At 59.7% G+C, this 18,968-nt stretch carries 21 protein-coding genes; 15 read left to right on the plus strand and 6 right to left on the minus strand.

Features of this window, described 5'->3' with window-relative positions; translation table 11 throughout:
* Positions 1–24: 24 nt before the first annotated feature.
* The 14 genes from flgK (at position 25) to HGO38_RS05010 (ending at position 13,187) form a co-directional block, all read left to right on the plus strand.
* Positions 25–1,494 carry a flagellar hook-associated protein FlgK gene (gene flgK / locus HGO38_RS04945; protein ID WP_250954803.1) on the plus strand — a complete coding sequence of 490 codons (1,470 nt, stop codon included), beginning with the start codon at positions 25–27 and terminating at the stop codon, positions 1,492–1,494.
* 3 nt (positions 1,495–1,497) lie between these two features.
* Entirely contained in the window at positions 1,498–2,550 is a 1,053-nt protein-coding gene (locus HGO38_RS04950; protein ID WP_250954804.1) for a flagellar hook-associated family protein, read from the plus strand.
* A gap of 37 nt (positions 2,551–2,587) precedes the next feature.
* Entirely contained in the window at positions 2,588–2,935 is a 348-nt protein-coding gene (flaF, locus tag HGO38_RS04955) for a flagellar biosynthesis regulator FlaF (RefSeq protein ID WP_250954805.1), read from the plus strand.
* The gene (flbT, locus tag HGO38_RS04960; RefSeq protein WP_250954806.1) at positions 2,932–3,381 is read left to right on the plus strand and encodes a flagellar biosynthesis repressor FlbT; all 450 of its coding nucleotides are present in this window, start codon (positions 2,932–2,934) and stop codon (positions 3,379–3,381) included. Before flaF ends, flbT begins: the two co-directional genes overlap by 4 nt.
* Entirely contained in the window at positions 3,372–3,869 is a 498-nt protein-coding gene (flgD, locus tag HGO38_RS04965; RefSeq protein ID WP_250954807.1) for a flagellar hook assembly protein FlgD, read from the plus strand. The genes flbT and flgD overlap by 10 nt, the downstream gene beginning before the upstream one ends.
* 40 nt (positions 3,870–3,909) lie before the next feature.
* Positions 3,910–4,176, plus strand: a complete 267-nt coding sequence (locus HGO38_RS04970) for a flagellar biosynthetic protein FliQ (RefSeq protein ID WP_250954808.1) — start codon at positions 3,910–3,912, stop codon at positions 4,174–4,176.
* Between the two features lie 180 nt (positions 4,177–4,356).
* The gene (flhA, locus tag HGO38_RS04975) at positions 4,357–6,444 is read left to right on the plus strand and encodes a flagellar biosynthesis protein FlhA (protein WP_250954809.1); all 2,088 of its coding nucleotides are present in this window, start codon (positions 4,357–4,359) and stop codon (positions 6,442–6,444) included.
* The gene (gene fliR / locus HGO38_RS04980) at positions 6,441–7,193 is read left to right on the plus strand and encodes a flagellar biosynthetic protein FliR (RefSeq protein ID WP_250954810.1); all 753 of its coding nucleotides are present in this window, start codon (positions 6,441–6,443) and stop codon (positions 7,191–7,193) included. The genes flhA and fliR overlap by 4 nt, the downstream gene beginning before the upstream one ends.
* Positions 7,194–7,202: 9 nt before the next feature.
* A complete protein-coding gene (locus HGO38_RS04985) occupies positions 7,203–7,616 on the plus strand; it encodes a hypothetical protein (protein WP_250954811.1) in 414 nt (137 codons plus the stop codon).
* A gap of 31 nt (positions 7,617–7,647) precedes the next feature.
* Positions 7,648–8,199: a rod-binding protein gene (locus HGO38_RS04990; protein ID WP_250954812.1), complete on the plus strand. Its 552-nt coding sequence runs from the start codon at positions 7,648–7,650 to the stop codon at positions 8,197–8,199.
* Between the two features lie 22 nt (positions 8,200–8,221).
* Complete coding sequence (locus HGO38_RS04995; RefSeq protein WP_250954813.1) at positions 8,222–8,587, plus strand: hypothetical protein; 366 nt, start codon at positions 8,222–8,224, stop codon at positions 8,585–8,587.
* Positions 8,587–9,126, plus strand: coding sequence for a hypothetical protein (locus tag HGO38_RS05000; protein WP_250954814.1), 540 nt, complete (start codon positions 8,587–8,589; stop codon positions 9,124–9,126). The genes HGO38_RS04995 and HGO38_RS05000 overlap by 1 nt, the downstream gene beginning before the upstream one ends.
* Before the next feature lie 366 nt (positions 9,127–9,492).
* Entirely contained in the window at positions 9,493–10,380 is an 888-nt protein-coding gene (locus tag HGO38_RS05005) for a WecB/TagA/CpsF family glycosyltransferase (protein ID WP_250954815.1), read from the plus strand.
* A 272-nt stretch (positions 10,381–10,652) separates the two neighbouring features.
* Positions 10,653–13,187: a methyl-accepting chemotaxis protein gene (locus HGO38_RS05010; protein WP_250954816.1), complete on the plus strand. Its 2,535-nt coding sequence runs from the start codon at positions 10,653–10,655 to the stop codon at positions 13,185–13,187.
* A gap of 65 nt (positions 13,188–13,252) precedes the next feature.
* Here HGO38_RS05010 and HGO38_RS05015 read toward each other — a convergent pair whose 3' ends face one another.
* From HGO38_RS05015 to rsgA, 6 genes are all read right to left on the minus strand, one after another.
* Entirely contained in the window at positions 13,253–13,786 is a 534-nt protein-coding gene (locus HGO38_RS05015; protein WP_502941497.1) for a Ros/MucR family transcriptional regulator, read from the minus strand.
* A gap of 77 nt (positions 13,787–13,863) precedes the next feature.
* The gene (locus HGO38_RS05020) at positions 13,864–14,064 is read right to left on the minus strand and encodes a hypothetical protein (protein WP_250954817.1); all 201 of its coding nucleotides are present in this window, start codon (positions 14,062–14,064) and stop codon (positions 13,864–13,866) included.
* A gap of 279 nt (positions 14,065–14,343) precedes the next feature.
* Positions 14,344–15,609 (minus strand): HAMP domain-containing sensor histidine kinase, encoded by a 1,266-nt coding sequence (locus HGO38_RS05025; protein WP_250954818.1) that lies wholly within the window; start codon positions 15,607–15,609, stop codon positions 14,344–14,346.
* Complete coding sequence (locus HGO38_RS05030; protein WP_250954819.1) at positions 15,606–16,337, minus strand: response regulator; 732 nt, start codon at positions 16,335–16,337, stop codon at positions 15,606–15,608. Before HGO38_RS05030 ends, HGO38_RS05025 begins: the two co-directional genes overlap by 4 nt.
* 178 nt (positions 16,338–16,515) lie before the next feature.
* A complete protein-coding gene (locus HGO38_RS05035) occupies positions 16,516–16,662 on the minus strand; it encodes a hypothetical protein (protein ID WP_250954820.1) in 147 nt (48 codons plus the stop codon).
* Positions 16,663–16,746: 84 nt separating this feature from the next.
* A complete protein-coding gene (rsgA, locus tag HGO38_RS05040; protein WP_502941504.1) occupies positions 16,747–17,808 on the minus strand; it encodes a ribosome small subunit-dependent GTPase A in 1,062 nt (353 codons plus the stop codon).
* A 257-nt stretch (positions 17,809–18,065) separates the two neighbouring features.
* Between rsgA and HGO38_RS05045 the strand changes: the two genes are divergently transcribed.
* Entirely contained in the window at positions 18,066–18,965 is a 900-nt protein-coding gene (locus HGO38_RS05045; protein WP_250954821.1) for a bifunctional methylenetetrahydrofolate dehydrogenase/methenyltetrahydrofolate cyclohydrolase, read from the plus strand.
* Positions 18,966–18,968: the final 3 nt, after the last annotated feature.

Raw genomic sequence — 18,968 nt, forward strand, 5'->3', positions numbered from 1 at the left:
CGAAGCGCGTAAAAGGCAGCTAAAATGTCGCTCTCATCTGCAGTTAATACGGCTCAAGCCATCTTCAGGAACACCGGTGAACAATCCTCGGTGATCTCCAAGAACATTGCCAACGCAGATAACGCAGACTATGTGCGGCGTTCAGCTGTCGTCGGTTCGACGATATACGGCGCGCAGATCGTGACGACCGAGCGCGCCCAGAATGATGCCCTGCTGCGCCAGACGCTGGACAGCACGGCGGGCAGCAGTGGCCAGGAAACCCTGCTGGACGGTCTGGAACAGCTTCAGTCCTTGCTGGGTGGCAATGACTATGAATTGTCACCCTCGACTTACATTGCCGAATTGCGCGATAGCCTGCAGGCTTTCGCTTCGAAGCCCGGCGAACTCTCCTTGGCCGAAACGGCCATCAATACGGCTCAGGATGTCGCCAGATCGCTGAACACGGCGTCTGAGGGCGTTCAGAGCCTGCGCGCGCAAGCCGATCAGGAAATCGAAACATCCGTCGCCAGGCTGAACGACCTGCTGGCCGAGTTCAAGATCGCCAATGACTCGGTAACATCTGCGACAGCGGTCAACGGCGATCCCAATGATGCACTGGACCAGCGCGAAACGCTGACCAAGCAGATCTCGGAGATCATCGGCGTCACGGCCGTGACCCGCACCAACAATGATATGGTGCTCTACACGGCAGACGGGACGACATTGTTCGAAACGTCGCCGCGCACGGTCAGTTTCGATCGCATCATCGCCTACGGTTCGACAACCGAGGGGAACCCACTTTATATCGACGGCATTGCGGTCGATAGCGGCGAGGGCGGCAATACCACGGCTCAGGGCTCACTTGCCGCATCGCTGCAGCTGCGCGACGAGATCGCCCCGGTTTTCCAGAGCCAGCTTGACGAAGTGGCCCGCGGCTTGGTCACGGTCTTTTCAGAAGTTGATCCGTCGGCATCGGGTTCGGAAATGCCCGGCCTCTTCACGTGGGAACCGAGCACGCCGCCGGCCTATACGCCGGCAGCCGGAACAGTCGAACCTGGCATTGCCTCGACGATCAAAGTCAACGAGGCTCTTTTGACCTCGGCTGGCGGCGATCCGATGCTGTTGCGAGACGGCGGCATCAATGGTTCCTCCTATGTCTGGAACACCACAGGCGGCAGCGGCTATTCGGAGCTTCTCGATGGCTATGTCACCGGCATGGAGGCCGACATGGCCTTCGACCCGGCGGCCCAGCTTGACGATCAGGCCAGCCTGATGACCTACTCAACCGACTCGGTCGGCTGGCTCGAAGAGCTTCGCTCGAATGCCACGACCGCTTCCGAAAACAAGGCGGCGCTGCTGCAGAGAGCGACCCAAGCCTATCAGAATGAAACCGGGGTCAGTCTCGACGAGGAGTTGTCGCTGCTCCTTGATATCGAGCAGTCCTACAAGGCGTCGACCAAACTATTGAGCGCAGTCGATGAAATGCTGAGCGCTCTCATAGAGATGGCGGGATAAGTCATGAAGACATCCAACGTATCAAATCTGGCCATACAGAATGCGATGCGGCTGACGATCCAGCAGTCGCAGAACCAGCTGATCGATGCACAGACGGAAGTCACGACCGGGAAATATGCCGATGTGGGCGCCGAGCTTGGCGCCGATACCGCTGTCGCGCTCGATCTCAATCGCGATGTCTTGCGTCTCCAGTCGCTGATCGACACCAATTCAATCGTCGAGCAGCGGCTTGAGGCCTCCGAGGAGGCCATGAACCAGATGGCAACCAGCGGACAGAACATGATGGATTCGCTGGTTTCGCTGAGTGGTAGCCAGGATGCCACAAGCCTTGCTGTGGCGACCCGTTCCATCCGCGATGCGCTCGACACGTTTACCAGCATGGCCAATACCTCGGTTAACGGCGAATACCTGTTTTCCGGCATCAATACCGACGTGCAGCCGCTCGATAACTATCTCGACCCGGCCTCTCCCGCCAAGGCGGCTTTCGACACGGAATTCCAGTCGTATTTCGGCTTCACCCAGAGCGATTCGGCAACGTCGGGAATCACCGCCACACAGATGGAAGACTTTCTGACCAACGTCGTCGAGCCGATGTTTTCAGGCTCGGACTGGACCACCAACTGGTCGAGCGCCACCGACGAAAGCATGACCAGCCGGATCAGCAAGACGGAAGTCGTTGAAACCTCGACCAGCATCAATGCCGACGGAATGCGCAATTTCGCCATGGCAGCGGTTGTGTCGCTCGAGCTTCTTGGCATGGACCTGCAGGGCGATGTCCGCAAGGTCGTCAGCGACAAGGCGATCGGCTATACGGGCATCGCGGTGACCGGCATCAACGAAGAGCGCACCCAGATGGGCCTGTCGCAGGATCGCGTGACGCGGGCCAATGAATCCCTGGCGGTCCAGAAGGACATCATCGATACCCACCTCTCGGATATCGTCGGTGTCGATGCCTATGAGGCGTCGACCCGGGTCAACAATCTGCTCTCGCTTGTCGAAGCGTCCTACACACTGACATCGAGAATACAGCAGCTGAGCCTTGTCAATTTCCTTTGATGAGCAAAGGATGAAGTAAGAAATGAAGGAAATCTAAATGTATCAGTTTTCCTATGCCGAAATCATGGAGGATGGCGTCGCTGACGCCAAGGATCGCGAACGGCAAGCATTGAGCCGGTCGATTGACCTTCTGACGGCGGCGCGCGACCACGGCGGTTACTCGCGAGAGGCGATCGAAGCGCTGTTCTACACCAGACGAGTATGGATCCGCTTCATCGAGGATCTTAAGCAGCCTGAGAACCAGCTGGGAGCTGAATTGCGCGCAAACCTGATCTCCATTGCGATATGGATCTTGAAGGAATGCGAGCGAATTCGAAAACGACAGTCCAGCAACTATCAGGGCATCATAGACGTTACAACCATCATCAGGGATGGACTTAAATGAAGAGCACTCTGCGCATATCGCTGAAATCTGGGGAACGAATCTTTATCAATGGAGCGGTGTTGCGCGTTGATCGCAAGGTTGCATTGGAATTTCTGAACGACGTTACCTTCCTGCTGGAAAACCACGTCTTGCAGCCGGAAGATGCCAACACGCCACTTCGGCAGCTCTACTTCATCGCCCAGATGATGTTGATCAACCCGGAAGGCCGGGACCAGTCCATGGCCATGTTCCGCAAGTCGATCATCATGCTGGTCTCCTGCTTCCAGGATGAAGAGGTTCTGGCCGAACTGAAGCGCATTGACGGCATGGTCACGTCGGGCCGGGCCTTTGACGCGCTGAAGGCGATCCGCGCGCTCTACCCGATCGAGGATCGCATCCTCAACAATCAGGAAATGGCTCCGGCCACTATCGAACAGATTCGCAAGGAGATCGCACCATGGCGGTAGATGCAGTTAGCACGACTTCGAGCAGTACCGTTTCCAATCCGTGGGTAAATGCCGGATCTTCCACGGATGATTCGGACGATGCCTCGCTCAATTATGACAGCTTTCTGCAGCTGTTGATTGCGCAGATGTCCAATCAGGACCCGACGGATCCGATGGACGCCTCCGAACAGGTCGCCCAGCTTGCGACATTCTCGCAGGTCGAGCAGACCATCCAGACGAACACCCATCTGAAGAGCATGCTGCAGGCCGAGGCGCTGACGCGGGCTGGAGATCTGATCGGCAAGGCGGTCACAACGGCTGACGGCGAAACCTCGGGCATGATCAAGGAAGTCGAAGTCTATTCGGACGGCGTGGTCCTGATCACCGAAGATGGCGACGAACTGCTGCTCGAAGTCGGCATGTCCTTCTCGGACGAGGTGACGGATACCACGGATACGGATACCGATACCGATACCGACACGGATAGTGATACAACGACGGACAGTTGATCGATTCGTTTTAAGGCCATCGGCCTTTGGAGTGCTGTCCATGAATGAAGCTGATGCTCTCGATATCATGCAGGCTGCTGTGTGGACGGTGTTGATTTCATCGGGACCGGCTGTCATGGCCGCCATGATCGTCGGGGTCACGATCGCTTTGATCCAGGCCCTGACGCAGGTCCAGGAAATGACCCTGACCTTCGTTCCGAAGATCTTGGCGATCATGATCACCATCGGTATCAGCGCGCCTTTCGTAGGCGCGCAGATCTCGCTCTTCTCCAACCTGGTCTTTTCCCGCGTTCAGACCGGGTTCTAGAAGACCAGGCGGTCTTGGTGGAGAGGGCCCAGGAGCGTTCTGCATGCCGCTCTTCAAGTGCCGCTCTTAGGCTCGTTTTTTTCCGGCCACCTTCGCGCAAGCTTCACCGTCTACCCAAGTAGTCATCTGGTCGTGGAAACCTTTCCGCCGACCGCCTTCTCATGAAGAGACGGACTGTAAATGGCGCAAATACCGGCTTTATCTATCCCAAAGGTCAGCCCCAACGGCCGTGATATCGGCTTCGCGGCCGGCATTGTCGCGATCCTTTGTATTCTTTTCCTGCCGATTCCACCGTTCCTGATCGATATGGGGCTGGCCTTTTCGATCGGCTTCTCGGTGCTGATCCTGATGGTCTCGCTGTGGATCAGGCGTCCGCTGGACTTCTCGTCCTTTCCGACCATCCTGCTGATCTCGACGATGATCCGCCTGGCGCTCAACATCGCCACGACGCGCGTCATCCTCTCGCACGGACATGAAGGCCACTCGGCCGCCGGCGGTGTTATCGCCGGCTTCTCCAGCCTGGTGATGTCCGGCGACTTTGTCATTGGTCTGATCGTCTTTCTGATCCTGGTCACCGTCAACTTCATCGTCATTACCAAGGGCGCGACCCGTATCGCTGAAGTCGGTGCGCGCTTCACCCTCGATGCCATTCCCGGCAAGCAGATGTCGATCGACGCCGATCTGTCGGCGGGTATCATCGACGAGAAGGAGGCCCAGCACCGGCGCCAGGAATTGGAGCAGGAAAGCTCCTTCTTCGGCGCCATGGACGGTGCCTCCAAGTTCGTGCGCGGGGATGCGGTTGCCGGCCTGCTGATCACCGCCATCAACGTATTCGGCGGCATCATCATCGGCTATTTCCGTCACGGCATGGAAATCGGCGAGGCCGCCGACGTCTTCGTGAAGCTGTCGGTTGGTGACGGCATCGTGACGCAGATCCCTGCGCTGATCGTATCGCTGGCCGCAGGCCTGCTCGTGACGCGTGGCGGCACACCGGGCTCGACCGACGAGGCGGTTATCAATCAGCTGAGCGGTTATCCCCGTGCACTGTCCGTCGCCGCCGGCCTGATGGTTCTTCTCGCTCTCATTCCTGGTCTGCCATTCTTCCCGTTCATCTCGCTTGGCGGCATCATGGCCTTCGGCGCATGGTTCATCCCGCGCCAGATCGAGGCTGAGAACAAGGTCAAGCGCGATCAGGAGGAAAAGAAGGTCGTTCAGACCAAGGAGGCTGAAAAGGACTCCGTCAAGAACGTCCTGAAGACCGCGGAAATCGAGCTTGCCCTTGGCAAGCTGGTGTCTACCAGGCTGCTGGGCGCCCATCAGGAACTGGCATTCCGGGTCGGCAAGATGCGCAAGAAATTTGCCAGCCAATACGGTTTCGTCGTGCCGGAAATCAAGGTTACCGACGATATCGGCATCCAGGAAAAATCCTATCATATCCGCATCCACGGCACCACGGTCGCCTCAAACCAGCTGCGCGTCGGCGAAGTGCTTGTTGTCACCGGGGCCGGCCGCAAGCCGAGTGTTCCGGGTGACGAGATCCGCGAACCGGCCTTCGGCATGCCGGCCGTGTCGATCATGGAGACCTTTACCGAAGACCTGAAGCGCGAAGGCTTCCATCCGATCGACAACGTCTCTGTGGTGCTGACCCATGTCAGCGAAGTCATCCGCAACAACCTGCCGCAACTGCTGTCCTACAAGGACGTCAAGATCCTCATCGACAGGCTTGATCCGGAATACAAGAAGCTGGCCGACGAAATCTGCTCGTCGCACATGTCCTATTCCGGTCTGCAGGCCGTGCTGAAGCTGCTGTTGGCCGAGCGGGTCTCCATCCGCAACCTGCACCTCATTCTCGAGGCGGTCGCCGAGCTGGCGCCCCATGTCCGCAAGACCGAGCAGATCGTCGAGCATGTGCGGGTGCGCATGGCCCAGCAACTCTGCGGCGACTTGACCGACAATGGCGTGCTCAGGGTTCTGCGGCTCGGCAGCAAGTGGGACCTGGTCTTCCATCAGGCCTTGAAACGCGATGCCAAGGGCGAAATCGTCGAATTCGATATCGATCCGCGCAGCCTGGAAGAATTCAGCGAACAGGCCAGCAAAGTCATCCGTGAATTCATGGACCGCGGTCTGCCCTTTGTGCTTGTCACATCGCCCGAAACACGCTCCTATGTGCGCATGATCATCGAACGTTTGTTTGCCACTTTGCCGGTCCTCTCCCATGTGGAACTGGCCAAGGGCATCGAAATAAAGATCCTGGGTTCCATTTCATGATCAACGACCCCGAGGGGACTGTCCTCGCCTTTTTTGTGGCCTTCTGCCGCATTGGCGGATGCATGATGGTCCTGCCGGGATTTTCGACCTCGCGTGTTCCCGCCCAATTGCGCCTCTATATTGCTTTGGCCATGTCCATGGCGGTCCTGCCGCTTCTCTGGGACACGATCTATCCGCGCGTCACGGGAGGTGGGGCCACCTATGTCGGTCTGATCGTCACCGAGACGCTGATCGGCACCATGTATGGCATGATCGCCCGCATCTACACGTTGGGACTGCAATTTGCGGGAGCGGTCCTGACCATGTCGATTGGCTTCAACGCGCCGGGCACCGCCGACGTGCTGGAAGATACCTCTGAAAACCAGCTGACCAATCTGATCAGCTTCGGCGGCTTGCTGCTGCTGTTCATGATGGATTTTCACCATATCGTTTTCCGGGCGCTGATCGATTCCTACCAGATCCTGCCGCTCGGCGGCGTAGCGGACACGCAGAGGATGCTGATCACCATGACGGATACGCTGCAGGCGACCTTCATGCTGATGCTGCGCTTGTCCAGTCCCTTCATCATCTTCAGCCTCATGTTCAACTTTTCGATCGGCCTGATCAACAAGTTGGCGTCGCAGATCCCGATCTACTTCATCTCGACGCCCTATCTTCTGGTGGGCGGCCTGTTCCTGGTCTACCTGTCCATAGCCGCCCTGGTCCGCCAGTTTGCCGAAAACTTCACCCGGATCTTCCTGGGCAGTTAGGAGAGGCGCATGGGGCCGGCCAAGAAATCGGAGAAGCTGAAGCGTCTCGTCGCCGTGCAGCGCCATCTGGAGAAGATGGCCGAGAGTGATCTGGCCGCGACTGCCAAGCAGCGTCTGCAAGTGGCCCTTGATCTGGAACGGGTGATCGAGGCGATTGGCTCGCTCGACCCCGTGCATCGGCTGTTCGCCCAGAGCTATGCCGATCGCTTCGGCAGGCTGACGGCCGCCGAGAAACAACTGGCCGGCGTTCAGAAACTGCAGGAAATGAAGGTTCTGCGCGAGCGCACAAAGGCGGACCGTCTGGAAGGAAACATGAAGGACGCCCGCGTTCTCGAAGATCGCGAAGTCGACGATAACGCCATATACGACCTCGTCGATATGCGATTTGCCACGCCAGCCTCCAGCAAGCTTCACAAGACATAGTCCGCCGGTAATTAGAAATGAGGATTATGACGTGGCGATTTCCCCCCCGAGTGACCTTGTGCTGGATGTTGTCCGAGCGGCTGATCCGACGGATGTCCAGGCAGCGCAGGAAAAGCTGAAAACGAGCCGCGCGTCCTATGAGGCGGCAAGTCTCGCGGAAAAAGGCGCCGGCTTCGAAGCGGCGGTAGGAGTCCTCAATGGCGCCGCAACCCAGGCCGGTCTCGGCAATGCCAGCGGCAAATCCAGCGAAGTCCCGGAAACCTACCGGCAGTTCGAGGCCGTGGTGCTGCAGAATTTCGTCAAGTCGATGCTGCCCTCCGACAGCGAGGCCGTGTTCGGCAAGGGCAATGCCGGCGAGATGTGGAAGAGCATGATGGCCGAGCAGATCGGCGAGGTCCTGTCCGAGCGCGGCGGTGTCGGAATCGCCGAGCAGATGTTCTCCGACGAGGTCAAGGCACGCCGCGGCAAGGATGTCGTCAATGTCGTCACCGACGAGGATGACCGCAGCGTTGCCATGAACATGTTGACCGACCTTGAGCGCAAAACTTTAGGCGTCTCGTCTTCCGAACAGGCTCAGGCCTAGAAATTGAATGTGGGGCAGAAATATGGAATATGTCTCTAGCGAATATCGCATCAAATCGGTTCTCGGACGGCTCGAAATGATCGTCGACAACGAGAACCAACGGATCGGCAAAGACCCGGAATTCGACCTCAAGGTGTCGAATGCGCGCAAAAGCCGGTGCCTCTATGAATTGACCATGCTGTTTCGCGACACTGCGCCGAACGATCTGGCGGCCAGCTACGTCGAGCAGATGCATGCCTTGAAGAAAAAGCTGGCGCTCAATGCAAGGCGCGTCGAAGCTCATATGAATGCGGTCCGGGCCGTGGCGGATCTGCTCAAGAATGCCGTTCAGGATGCCGATGCCGACGGCACCTATTCCCAGGAACAATTCCTCTTCTGTGAGACGTGATGGTCAAGCTGCTGTTTGCCGGTATATGGGTCTGTGTCGTTGCTCTGGGTGCGGTCTACGTCTCCGTGCAGATGGCGACGGCTCCGGCCGTCGTCGACGAAGAGGCCGCCCGCAAGGCGGCGCTGGAAGTGGTCCCCGGTGAATCGATCACCATACCGCTGATCGCCGACGGCAAGGTCAAGGGCTATTTCCTCAGCAAGATCTCCTTCATGGTCGACAAGGAAAAGTCCAAGGGTCTTCATCTGCCGATGACGGAACTGATGACGGATGAACTTTTCACCCTTCTGGTCGGCAACAAGATGGTCGATATCAGCAATATCGCCGCCTTCGATGTCGCCTCGTTTCGGGACACGATCAAGACCGACATGAACGCCAAGCTCGGCGAGGGCATGGTCAACGAAGTGCTGATCGAGCAGCTCGACTATCTCTCCAAGGACGATGTTCGCGCCAACGGTGAGGGAAGCGCCAAACCGCCCGGCCAGCCGGTCAAGATCGTCGAAGGCCAGGCGCCGCCGGAACCAGCAAAAGCCGGTCACTAGGTTTTCGAGTTAAGGCAAGTGCATCTGAAGACGGCCCAGGCAGCAATGCTCGGGCCTTTTTGTTTGAGATGATAGCACAGCCCGTTGGACCGTCGGCCCAAAATATGGTTACGATAACCTTAATTTTACAGGCTTAAATCTAAGGGTTAGTTTAAGCCAGGTTTCAACCTCGCCTGCTATATCCGATGCTTAGTCGTTTCTTGTTTTGCGTGGCCCTATGCGATCTCATTCTCTCCACCGGATTATGGCAACATTGACCGAAGGCGCATCAGCTGCGCTGGCCTTTGGCGTGGGTCTGGAACACCCGGACCCTGCATCCACGATTTCAACGAACGGCGCTTCCCGACATGATGAAGGGCTTGGTCGATGAACATTGTTCCCACTTTCACGCTGCTGGCTCCGCGCCGGGCAATCCTCGGATTGCCGGTCTTCGATTTGCCCTGGGATGGCGCGCTGTCGTTTGTCAATGAACTGGCCTCGCTGCCGGACGGGCAGACGCAGATCGCCTTTCTCAATGCCAACAATGCCAATATCATGATGGCCGATCCCGGATATCGCGCGGTGCTCGATACGCAGGTCGTGCTGCCCGACGGCTTCGGTATCGATCTGGCGTCCGGTGTCCTGCACGGGCGCGCATTTACCGCCAATCTCAACGGCACGGACTTCGTCCCGGCATTGCTGACCTACATGGACAGCCCCAAGCGGGTGGGTTTGATGGGTGGCCGCAGGAATGTGCTGACGGCCGCTGCCGAACAATTGCGCAAGCATGCACCCTGGCATGATTTCATCGAGATTTCCGACGGGTTCTTCAGCCCAGCCGACACGGATGATGTGCTCGACCGGATCGAGGATGCCGATCTCGATATTCTTCTGATCGGCATGGGAACGCCTTTGCAGGAAAAGTGGATGGCCCACAACATCCGCGCCGAGCATGCGCGCCTGGTGATCGGTGTCGGTGCGCTGTTTGATTTCATATCCGGCACGGTGCCAAGGGCTCCGAACTGGGTGCGGCACTTTCGCTGCGAATGGCTTTACCGCCTGAGCCTGGAACCTGACCGCCTGTGGCGGCGATATCTCGTCGGGATCCCGGTGTTTCTCATGCACATCGCAATGTTCCGGCTTGGTTTGCGCAAGGTAAGCGAACCGGAGCCCGTGGCGCAGGTGGTGCCGGCCCGTCGCCAGGCGGCCGTCAACGAGGGGCGCAGGCCGTTGAACATGCCGCGGCAGAAGCTGCGTCGCTCCTCGGCCCATTGACGGACGGCGAACCGGCGCCCGCCAAGACCGGCGACGTCAGGTCGAACGAGCTGCGCCGAACGACAGATGGACCTTTGACCGGCGCCACCGGCATAGGGATGCTTTCAGTCGGTGCCCTGGCGCCCTCATTCGTCTGATTTTTGTCTATTTTTAATCATTCTGCAGCATTCCCTAGTATACGATGTCCGATCAGAACATGGTGACTGCCCGTTATTTGCAGTGTTGCCGCTATTGCTGTTTTGGATATTCAACGTCTTGGGAGCGTAGAAGGCATGTTTATTGATCGTATCCTGTCCCGGTTCAGGATCCAGACAAAGGTGCTGATCTTCATTTTACCGTTCGTCGTAAGCATCACGGCTGTCGGTTTTACCGGTCTCTACGCGTCTGGACTACTTCAGGGTCGGATCGAGCTATCCAATAGCGTCCTGCAATCCTTGAGCGGTTTCCGGGATGTATCCGGCGCGATGAACGACTTCCTGAAAAACGCCACCGCCGAAAGCCGGGACAAGGTCGTCGACAAGCTGCAAAGCCAGCAGGACACGTTGAGGGCCACGCTTTCGCAGCTTGATGCCGATGCCGATGGCCGCGCAGAGCTGCAGCAGGCAATCTCCGACGTCGATGGCGTGGTCGGCCATATGGGCACCCTCTGGAGCCTGCACGAGACCGAAACCGGCCTGGTACAGTCCCTGCAGAAGGGCGTCAGCGCCATCGTCAGTTCGCAGATCGACATCAACGAGGCGATGAAGAAGGTGTCGCGCGCGGTAGAGGATGACGAAACCGCTGCCAAGCAGATGCTGCGCGATGCCGACCATATCGCACTCAGCGCCACGATCCTTTCGGGCATTAATAGCAAATTCGGCAAGTTGAAGACGCCTGAGGAAAAATTCGATCTCGTTGCCGCGAGCCTCGACGAGATGAAGACGCGCCATCGGTTGCTGTCCATCTCTTTGCCGGAGAAAAACAAGTCGGCGGCCAAGACGCTGGACACGATCATCAAGGATCTTGGCGGCATGGTGGCTGCCGGCGACAAATCCCAGCTGGTGGTCGACGAGATGACGGCCCGGCTGCGCAATTTCACCCAGATGTCCGCCTATCTGGGCATCGCCGCCCAGCAGAAGATGAAGGACGCCACCGCTCGCTTCGGTGAACTCGACGAGCCTCTGCAAAGGGCCCAGGCCATCCTCAACAACAGCCGCAGCCTGATCAGTTCCTCTTATTCGATCCAGGTCATGATGGCCCGCTTCATGCTGGCGCCCACCAGCCAGAACCTGACCCGCCTGACGCAGGAATTCGCCAGCGTGCGCAAGGATCTGGCAACGCTCGAAGCCAGTGCCGCCGATCGCGACTTCCTGCCGCCCCTGAAGGCCAAGCTGGCGCCCGCCATCGAAACCATGGAGAAGGCAAGCGCCGATCTCGTGAAGATCGCCGAGGACCGGGTCCGCAATTTTCAGGTCGCGGCGGCAGACCTCGATAAGATCTGGAGCCAGCTGACCTCCTTTGCCGAGCAGCAGAAACAGAGCGCCGGCGTCGAGCGGGACAGCGCCAATTCGATTTCGATCGGCGCGACCGCGCTGGGGATCCTGATCTCGCTGTTTGCCGGCATCGGCCTGGTCATCACCTTCAAGGGTCCGATCGGCCAGATCACCGACGCCATGCGCCGGCTGGCGGAAGGCGTGCTCGACACGCGCATCAACGGCGAAAGCCGCGTCGACGAGATCGGCGAGATGGCCCGTGCCCTTGGCGTCTTCAAACAGAACGCCCTGTCGAAGATCGAGATCGAGAACCGCAGCGAGGCTGAGCGGACCGAGGTTGAGGAAGAGCGCCGCCGCAACGATCGCGACAAGCAGGAAACCGACCGGCAGATCGACTTTGCCGTCAATGCGCTGGCCAGGGGCCTTGGCCGGTTGTCGCAGGGCGACATATCGGAGACGATCGAGACGCCGTTCTTCGGTCGTCTTGAGCAATTGCGCAACGATTTCAATTCTTCGCTGGTACGCCTGCAGGATACCATGACGCAGATCCGCTCCAATACCTACATGATCCAGCGCAATGCCGGCGAGATGAGCCAGTCGGCTGACGAACTGGCCAAGCGCACCGAGCAGCAGGCGGCATCGCTGGAGGAAACGGCGGCGGCCGTCGAACAGATCACCACGACGGTCAAGTCTTCGGCGGCCCGTGCCGAAGAGGCAAACCGCATCGTCGGCGAGACGAAGACAGCGGCCGATACCTCGTCTGCCGTCGTGGCCGATGCCATCAAGGCGATGGACCGCATCGAGGCGGCCTCCGGCCAGATTGTTCAGATCATCGACGTGATCGACGAGATCGCTTTCCAGACCAACCTTTTGGCTTTGAACGCCGGCATTGAGGCGGCCAGGGCCGGCGAGGCCGGCAGGGGCTTTGCCGTCGTTGCCCAGGAAGTCCGCGAACTGGCCCAGCGCTCGGCCAATGCGGCCCAGCAGATCAAGGACCTGATCAACAGATCGAGCACGGAAGTGTCGTCCGGCGCCCGACTTGTCCAGCAGACCGGTACTGTCCTTGCGGAAATCTCCTCGAAGATCGTCACAGTCTCGGATCGCGTCTATGTGATCGCCACCGCCAGCCGCGAGCAGTCCGACGCACTCGGCGAGGTCAACTCGGCTGTCAACCAGATGGACCAGATGACCCAGCGCAATGCCGCCATGGTCGAGGAAACCAATGCCGCGACGCGCCAGCTTGCCGATGAGGCCGATGCGCTGATGTCACTGGTCGATAGGTTCAAGCTCGCCGATCCGCGCTCCGGCAGGTCAGCGATAGACTGCGCGGCCTAAGCGGCCGGCAGATCTATCTCGCTGGGATGTGAGGCGCACGAGACTGGCGCGCGCCAGCGGCCGGTTCAGACCAGTTGCAGGCGCCGCTTTTTCTCTGTGCGCTGAGAGGTCGCGGGCATTTGCTCGGCCGGAGGGGCGGATTCGGTGGAGGCTGGCCGCTTGCCAAGCCCACTGGCGCGGGCAAGATCGGAACGCTTCTTGGCATAGTTTCGCGCGACCATCGGATAGGATGCCGGAAGATCCCATTTCCTGCGATATTCTTCTGGAGTCAAATTGTACTGCGTTCTCAAATGACGCTTCATCGACTTGAACTTCAGTCCATCCTCAAGGCAGATGACGAACTCGTCGGTCAGTGATTTCTCGATCGGCACGGCAGGCCGCAGTTTTTCGACCGGGGCCGGCGCTGCATTGCTGCAGGTGGAAAGCGACGAATAGGTTTCTGAAATCAGGCGCGCAATGTCCGCGGCAGGCGTAACGTTGCGCTGCAGATAGGCCGAGACGATCTGCGCTGTCAGCGTCAGCCGGTTCTCGGTTGCGTCCTGTTCCCGGCTTGTAAGGCCCGCGCTGTATTCGTCCTGGTTCGGTGTCGAGGATGTCAAATCGAGGCTCCTATCGTGCCCGCAAGCGGAGTCGGCACAGTCAGATCCGTCAATGGATCGATCGGGTGCGCAAAGGGTTATTGTTTTCGAACGCTGTCCGATCGGGCGACGTCCCGCCAGAAGTGGAGGGCGAGGAAGCCGAGCGCCGCGCTCTTGCCGGTGATATGGCATTCTTCAAGATGGAACAGGTCTGGCTGCGTCTGCAGCGGTACATGGTTCCCGCAATGCCAGATCTTGTCCTGTTCAGTTTCGAAACAGTCTTCAATCTCCGGCATCATCGTGGCCCTTCCGTAATGGTACGCCGAAACGGCGCGCCGGGGCTCTGGCGCGAAAGATCCGAAGGCTTCACTGGCCGAGGATGGATCTTTCTGGTGTCCCATGGAGAAACTGGCGAATCTCCTCAAATGGTTAGGCCAACAATACTGTCGTCGACGCGCGCAAAGATTTCCGAATATTGCTGAAATCTGGAATTTTCATGGAATTGTGTGTCGAAACCTTTCTGAGAGGCTTCGCCGGCGCCGGTGTGCGCTGCTGGCCGATGGCCTGCGCCACCTGCCTTAAGAGGTTTCGTCCGTGGCCTCGGGAAATGTAACGATAACCTCTAGGCCGCGTGGTGTGCGATTGCGCACGGTGATGCTGCCGTTGAAACGCTCGATGATTTCCTTGGCGATCGCCATGCCGAGGCCGGCGCCCGGTATCGCTTTGCGCCTGGCGATGTCGATGCGAAAAAATGGCTCGAAGATCTGGCCGAGTAGATCGGTCGGCACGCCTGGCCCGCTATCCTTGATCCTGACCACGGCCCGGTCCGCCTGACGTTCAACGGTCACCACAGCGGCCTCGCCATGGGTTGCCGCGTTGATGATCAGGTTGCGCAGCGCCCGGGTCAGGGCAAGCGGATCGGCAAAGATTGTCATCGTCTCAAGATGCCCCTGTTCGGCCGTCAGCTTGAGTGCGGACATTTCGTTGACGATCCTTTGGATGGCAGCGTCGAGCCGAACCCTCTCCGGCTTGCTGGCGCCGACCTCTTCGCGCACCAGTCGTATAGCGCTGTCAGCAATCGAATCCAGTTCTTCCAGATCGGCAAACCATTTGGCCCGTTCGGCTTTATCCTTGATGAACTCGGCACGCAGGCGCATTCGGGTCAATGGTGTCCGCAGGTCATGTCCGGCGGCCGCAACCAGCCGCATCCGGCTCTCCGTTGCCGCCCTGAGGCGCGTCGAAAGCCGGTTGAGTGCCTGTGCCGTGGCGCGCAGTTCGCGATTGCCGGTCTCCGGGATGTGGGACAGCAATCCGTCTGACCCAACCCCTGCCATGGCGTTTTCGATCAGTTGCAGCGGCCGGGTGATCTTCGTGGCGGCGAAGACGGCGATGAAGGCGCTGCCGACGATGATCAACACGAGCCAGGTCAACAGCCGCTTCCATTCGCCCGGTGGCGGTCCAAGCCCGCGCAACGGCGTGTGCAGCCAATCGCCGTCGGCAAGCTGCAGCGACACCAGGGCGGTCCAGGGCTCGTCGCCATGCACCACCGTGGAGGCTCTGGGCGAGCCGATCCGTTTCAGCGATTCGGACATGATGGTCGCGAACTCCGTGTCGGCTTCGCGATCGCTCGGCTGCGGGCGGATGATCGCGCCTGCGGAGACGGCTGCTGATCGGTCCTTCTCGACCAGCGTGGCCAACAGTTCCAGCTTGCGCGCCTCGACACTGCTGAAGTCATTGCTGATCGGTGGCCGCAGCGCGAAAAAAGCCGCCACGGTGGACAGGATGACCACGAACACGATGGCTGCCACCAGAAGAGTGGCAATGCGGAAGACCAGAGATTTCATGCGTCATCCAGAATCGTTGTTACTGGCACGACCAATTGGTAGCCGCCATGGCGGATGGTTCTGAAAATGGGGGAATCGACTGTTTCTCCGAGCTTGCGGCGCAGCCTGCTGACCAGCACGTCGATAGACCGGTCGGCCGAATCCCGTTCCTTGCTCTGGGTGAAGTCCAGCAATTGTTCCCGCGACAGCCGCTGTCCGGAATGTTCGACGAAGGCCTGCAGCAGGTCGAATTCGGCACCGGTGAGATCGAAGACCTCGCCGGCGTGACGCTCCACCCGTCGTCTTTGCGGGTCGAGGGAAAACTCGCCGAAGCGGTAGCGCCGCGGCAGGTCCTCCAGGGCACCGATGGCATGGACACGGCGCAGCACCGCCCGGATGCGGGCCGCCAGTTCGCGGGGATTGAAGGGTTTGCCGAGATAGTCGTCGGCACCGATCTCTAGGCCGAGGATGCGATCGATATCCTCTTTCAGTGCCGTGAGCAGGATGACCGGCAGGTTCGGTGTCTGCCGGTGCAGATCGCGGCAGAAATCGAAGCCGGACCCGTCGGGCAGCATCACGTCTAGGACCAACAGGTCCGGCTGTGAGCGGTGGATGGCCTCGGCGCAGCCGCGCAGATGGGCGGCAGTGGAAATCTCGAAACCCTGTTCTTCCAGATACCGGCTGAGAAGCGTGCGGATTTCCATATCGTCATCGACGATCAGAACTCTTGGCACAGGCCTCGACATCATCAACTCGGTTTCCTTTTGGCAGGCAGCATGCAAGACCTCTTTTACGCATCAAACAGTTCGGGTTTCCAGTCTCGATTCCAGTCGCCTCACAATGACCGCGTTTCAGAAACATTGGGAAAAGAGAGGCATTTGTGTGCCACCGCCGATGGCTTTCAGACCTGCTGCACCTTTGTCGAAATCAGCCGCCGAAATAGCGGAAATAAGCCCATGCTGCCAGAAAAACTGCCACCACGCCGAGGATCGTCAGGGCCTTGCGCAGCCCCGGGCGGGGTGTCTTCGGCTTTGGCGGTTTCGGCGGTTGCTTGAAGTCGATGATATTTGACACGCTTGGGCTCCGTTCCGTCTTCGCCAGACTATAGGGCGTCAAGGTTTCCAAAGTCCTGCGATCAGCCAACGCGATGCCGGCGCTTCAATATTTCTTGCGCGGCGACGTTGTCTTGTTGCCGCGCGGCCCGGTCTGTTCGGGCGTATTGCTACGGTTTTCCGCAAGCAGCTTGCGCCAGCGCGCCAGCCGCTCGGCGGGCAGGGTGCCGGCGGCAATGGCGGCCTGCACCGCACAACCCGGCTCATGGGCATGGGTGCAATCGCGAAACCGGCAGGAGGGTGCCAGATCGGTGATTTCGGCAAACAGCGTGTCGATCCCCTCGGCGGCATCGCTGACATTGAGCGTGCGCATGCCCGGCGTGTCGATGATCCAGCCGCCGCCGGCAATGGCGTGCAGCGAGCGTGCCGTCGTCGTATGGCGCCCCTTGGCGTCACGCTCGCGGATGCCGCCGGTTTCCTGGGCCGTGGCGCGGTCCGGACCGGCCAGTGTGTTGACCAGCGTCGACTTGCCGACGCCCGACGAACCGATCATGGCCACGGTCTGGCCCGGCTTGCACCAGGGGGCAAGCGCCAAGGCGCTATCGGGCGAGCGGGCATTCACGGTCACGACCGCCAGCCCGCGCTGCAGGGCCGCCGCTTGTTCCTGGTAACTCGCCAGGTCTTCGGCTGTATCGGCCTTGGTCAGCACCATGACCGGCTCCGTGCCAGCCTGGTTGCACAGGGCCAGATAGCGCTCCAGCCGGGCTGGATTGAAATCCAGGTTGCAGGAGGTGACGATGAACAGCGTGTCGACATTGGCAGCCGCCAGCTGCGGCGCCTTCTTGCCTTCGATGCGGCGCTGCAGCAGCGTCCGGCGGTCGAGCCGGCGGTGCAGGGCGAAACTGTGCGGCTCGGCCAGCACCCAGTCTCCCACCGCAAAGTCGCCTGTATTGGTATGAACCGGCAAGTCGAGATCAACAGCGCCTTCGATGGACAAGCCGGACAGCCGCGCCCGGTGCACGGAAGCGATGCGCACCACGGCAAGGCCGGTCTCTTCCGGCGCCAGCTGGTCCGCGAAAAAATCCGACCAGCCGAGCGTCATCAGCGATGCAGCGGCGGGACCCGTCACAGGAATGCCCGGAGGCGTGGCGTCGCAAACATCGATCATCTCCTGGACGGAACAGATAGGAGACGCTGATAGCAGAAGCGCCGCCCTTCCGGCAATCGTTTCCGCAACCCGGCCGATGCGTCCATCGTGCTGCGGCTGCGGCATCGTGACTGTTGTTTTTGCCGCCTTCGCATATCTCTTCCGCTTGAGATCCCTTGCATTTGCCGATTTTAGACACCATAGGGCGGTGGCAGGAAAATCGTGGCGAGAACCGGACGCTAGAGTGGCCGGACCTATCCAGGCAAGGGGTGATCGGTGTGACGACAGTGATTGATGGCAAGCAGGCAGCCGCATCTGTGATCGAGGCAGTGACATCTGCCGCGGCAGGCTACGAAAACCAGACCGGTGGCAAGGTGGGTCTTGCCGTGGTCATCGTCGGCAACGATCCGGCCAGTCACGCCTATGTCGGCTCCAAGAGCCGGATGGCCAAGCAGTGCGGGTTCAACTCCATCCAGCACACGCTGCCGGAAGAGACCACGCAGGAAGAGTTGATGGCACTGGTCGCAACGCTGAACGCGGACACCGCCATTCACGGCATCCTGGTGCAACTGCCCCTGCCCAAACATCTGCAGTCCGATGCGGTGATCCAGGCGATCCTGCCGGAAAAGGACGTTGATGGCCTCAACATCCTCAACGCCGGCAAGCTTGCGGTTGGCGATCTCGAAACGGGCCTGATCTCCTGCACCCCGGCCGGCGCCATGCTGCTGGTCCGCCAGATCCACGGCGCGGATCTGTCCGGCCTCAATGCGCTGGTGATCGGCCGCTCCAACCTGTTCGGCAAGCCGATGGCGCAATTGCTGCTGGCCGCCAATGCCACCGTGACGATCGGCCATTCCCGCAGCCGCGATCTGGCAGCGCTCGGCCGCAATGCCGATATCCTGGTCGCCGCCGTCGGCCGCGGCCAGATGGTCAAGGTCGATTGGATCAAGCCCGGCGCCACCGTCATCGATGTCGGGATCAACCGCATCCCGGCACCGGAAAAAGGCGAGGGCAAGAGCCGGCTGGTCGGCGATGTCGCCTTCGACGAATGCATCGGCGTTGCCGGTGCCATTTCGCCGGTTCCAGGCGGCGTCGGCCCGATGACCATCGCCATGCTGATGGCCAATACCGTGATCGCCGCCTATCGCACCGCCGGCCTGACCGCGCCGAAATTCTAAGCG

This window comes from Rhizobium sp. CG5, from assembly GCF_023701945.1.
In the GTDB taxonomy this organism is placed as follows: domain Bacteria; phylum Pseudomonadota; class Alphaproteobacteria; order Rhizobiales; family Rhizobiaceae; genus Allorhizobium.